This is a genomic window from Dysgonomonas sp. 521 (assembly GCF_010501055.1).
Lineage (GTDB): Bacteria > Bacteroidota > Bacteroidia > Bacteroidales > Dysgonomonadaceae > Dysgonomonas.
The window spans coordinates 1-3,287 of sequence record NZ_QVMO01000179.1 but is presented as its reverse complement, the minus strand read 5'-3'; the positions used below and the strand labels follow the sequence as shown (position 1 = coordinate 3,287).

Sequence of the window (3,287 nt, the reverse complement as noted above, 5' to 3'; positions counted from 1 at the left end):
GCTTAAGAAAAAAACGGTAATTTTGTCAGACTAATTTGCACAGTGAGTGGGTGGGTATCACCGGAATCACTGGGTGGGTATCGCCGGAATATGCAATAACCCCCATACACAAAACTCTTCAAAATTAACAACTTCATGTAGATGATATGAATTATCTCTTTTTACTAATTTTTTCTCATAACTAATTACCCGCTCTCTTCCCATTGAATTAAATATCTTATTATCACTATATTCTCTCACTACAAGCAAGACATCTTTCATTATATAAATACCAGTATTTACTTCATCCTCTACATCAGAGGGCTTTGTATAAACAATATCTATTGTGTAATTCTCTTTTCCAATTTCTCTTATTGTTACAAAATAAGTGTATTTTTCTACTATTTTCGACGAATCAGAATAACATGGATATTTATTAAATAATATTGAATCTAACTGTGTTTGTAAAAGTGAATCTCTCAATTCAAGTTCTGGTAAAACGATTTGATTCGTTACGATATACTGTGCTTTTAAATTAAACATAGTAATCATAAGTAGAATAAATAAGAATATCATTTTTTTCATTTTTGGATAATTTTATTTTTCATAATAAAAATCTGGCATTCTATTAAATTCTTTTTTGGTTGAATTTATATTATACCGCCTATAACCTTTTCTAGGTACATAAATCCTAAATTTTGGAATAGGTTGTAGTTTTGTTATAGCAGAATTTACATAAGAAGTAAGAGCTTGAATATCTCCATTTTTAGGATACCTACTACCTGGTAAACCACTTGGAAAATCAGATCTGCCTTCAATTGTACCAGGGAGACCAGGCGGATGACTATGATCATTAGTCAAAATTGCATTTTTATCCAACAACTTATCAACTGCTAGCATTGACAATCCGCCTTCAACTTTATTATTATGACTTGTTGTTACATAATAAGAAATATTAAGGAATGATGAATTACCCCACTCCGAAGTTGTATTGTCCGCTAAAAACTCAAAAATTGATTTGCTCGCATCTGCATTACTTGCTGATATATATGAATAATCCTCTGTTTTCGAATATTGTGTGTAGCCATATTCATTAAATGTTCCAGACTCATATGATCGAGAATGAATATTTCCTTTACTATCTGTAACATAAATAACATCATTCCCTCTTGTCCTTGTTTTATCTGAATCTAATTGTCCTTTGTGATCAAAATATATTGTGTCCATCCCTGTTGGATCAATAACTCTTATAGGATTGTTCGCAGCATAACTGTATGGCGACCAACTATAATACTTCTCCGCCAGCGGATCCACACTCGTAAACCTACCGATCTGGCTATCCATATACCTTGCACTATAGTCATACAAATTCACCCCATGCATCGCATCCAACTCCTTCCCATTATACTTATACGGCTGTTTCTCAGCCCCTGTAGTGCTTGCAAAAACAGAACCGAAAGGATAATAATGATTCTTCTGAACCAACGTACCGCTGGCATTAGCCACCACACGGTTATTTCCCAGATGGTCATTCATATAGAAGTGGTAGGTAGTGCCTTCGATATAGCCGCCATCAACTAATATCCGTTTTAGCGCATTATTTTCATAGACTTTGTTGCCAACATAATCGGTGGTCTTGGTCATGGTCAACGCTGCGGTATTGATGGCCGAACCGATAACCGGAGCAGTAGAGAAATTCGGATTCCATTTCTGTACCACTTTCAGCTTCTGGCCACCAGCACTATAGGTATATTCGTTCCTTGCCTCTGCAACGGGACTCTTAATATCCATCATCCGAGGTAAATTTAAGGAATTATATTGAATCGCCGTTATTCCCTTGTTTAAATCTTTTGCCATCGCCCCATTCTTGTTGTAAGTATACTCTGTGGCTACATTGCTGTAGTTCTTAAAGTCCATCGACTCGGCAATCGTAACTGAGGCGGCAGCATCTTCCACCTTGACCAGTTGGTTGCCTGTATAGGTCATCGTCAGATTGTCAACAAGAGCCCCATAACTGGCACTCTGGCTTTTGCCATAAAGCTTCATGGTTTTCATGTTTCCATGCTTGTCGTAGCTAATGCTTTCCATGTTATACGCTTTCGAGGCATTCGGGTTGCCGCTGGTCAAAAAGACCGCTTTTGTCAGCCGCGACAAATTATCGTAGGAATAGGAATAGCCATACAATGTGGCTTCGCCGGATATAAGGTAACTCATTGCCGATATATTGCCGTTGTACTGCTTGACGCTACCCCCGTACGATTCGTTATAATACAGTGTCTCTGTGAACATTGGGCTGGCAATGGTTTTTGTGGCTCATTAACAATAATAAACGTTTTTATAAATAGGGATAAAATAACCCCACTGACTGTAATAGTCGGCGGGGTTATAATTATTAATGATTAAAACTATTTATATTTCTTTATTCTCCCTGGATGCTGCAATAACTTCGTCATCTAATCTGCCTGCTTTTATACCTGCAACTAAATCTCCAATAGTAAGTTCTTTTTTCTTGGGATTTAAACAGGGCAATAACTTGTATGCCCAATAATAAAAATAATCTTCAGGGGTAAAGTATAATTCTGAGTTAAAATTATTTGTATCAACACTAAACTTTTCTCCGTAATCAAAGATAAATTCAGCGGCATCATCTCCGTCAAAACCTAAGTCCTTTTCTAAACCTAAAGTTAAATCTAAGTTATCCAAGGAATAACGCTTTTTATAGGTCTTATCTAATATAAATTGTTTTAGCTGTCCTATTTTATGTTCAATCATAATAGTTGCCTATTCTTTATAGCTTTTTCCAAGTCTCCCAATGTTAGAACTTTCTTTAAAGATGATTTTTTTTAAATAGATTGGCCACCCACCCAATAATATCAATACCTTCATCTTTAAAATAATCTCCTGCTTTAAATTGAGAAACATTTACATCAATAGTTCGTTATAAATAGATATAATTGATTGATTTTCAACAAAATAAGCATTAAATAACTTGGATAGTTCGCTGATTATCAATATCTTAGTAGATTGACCAAAATCTATAAAGTAATGACAACCAACGAATATCCAAATGCTAATGCATTTATACTTAATACTTTAAGTTCAGATATTTTTTCAAATATCAAGCAGACAAGAAAAAATTTTATATTCCACCTGCTAATGTTTTATTTAGGCATTAAAGGTAAAATAAATTTCTTGCAACTTGCTCGTTTTTCTCGGTACTGTGAACAATATTTTAGAATAAATTTCGAGAATATATTCAATTTTCAGGATTTTAATTTTACGCTTATTTCCATGCAGAAGATAAAAGA

The 3,287-nt window shown here is 34.6% G+C and carries 4 protein-coding genes; 1 reads left to right on the top strand and 3 read right to left on the bottom strand.

All coding sequences use genetic code 11. From position 1 onward, the window contains the following. Positions 1-66: 66 nt before the first annotated feature. From D0T84_RS21775 to D0T84_RS21765, 3 genes are all read right to left on the bottom strand, one after another. Positions 67-564, bottom strand: a complete 498-nt coding sequence (locus D0T84_RS21775; RefSeq protein WP_163310024.1) for a hypothetical protein — start codon at positions 562-564, stop codon at positions 67-69. Positions 565-576: 12 nt separating this feature from the next. Continuing rightward, positions 577-2,268, bottom strand: coding sequence for an RHS repeat-associated core domain-containing protein (locus tag D0T84_RS21770; RefSeq protein ID WP_163310023.1), 1,692 nt, complete (start codon positions 2,266-2,268; stop codon positions 577-579). 120 nt (positions 2,269-2,388) lie between these two features. Next, entirely contained in the window at positions 2,389-2,751 is a 363-nt protein-coding gene (locus tag D0T84_RS21765; RefSeq protein ID WP_163310022.1) for a DUF1493 family protein, read from the bottom strand. Between the two features lie 273 nt (positions 2,752-3,024). Here D0T84_RS21765 and D0T84_RS22685 point away from each other — a divergent pair. Then, positions 3,025-3,287: hypothetical protein (locus tag D0T84_RS22685; RefSeq protein ID WP_370525460.1), on the top strand; the 263-nt coding region annotated here is incomplete at its 3' end.

What these genes read in the sequence shown, in the direction of transcription:
- D0T84_RS21775 (WP_163310024.1), bottom strand. Translation starts at nt 564, where the DNA reads ATGAAAAAAATGATATTCTTATTTATTCTACTTATGATTACTATGTTT.
- D0T84_RS21770 (WP_163310023.1), bottom strand. Translation starts at nt 2,268, where the DNA reads ATGTTCACAGAGACACTGTATTATAACGAATCGTACGGGGGTAGCGTC.
- D0T84_RS21765 (WP_163310022.1), bottom strand. Translation starts at nt 2,751, where the DNA reads ATGATTGAACATAAAATAGGACAGCTAAAACAATTTATATTAGATAAG.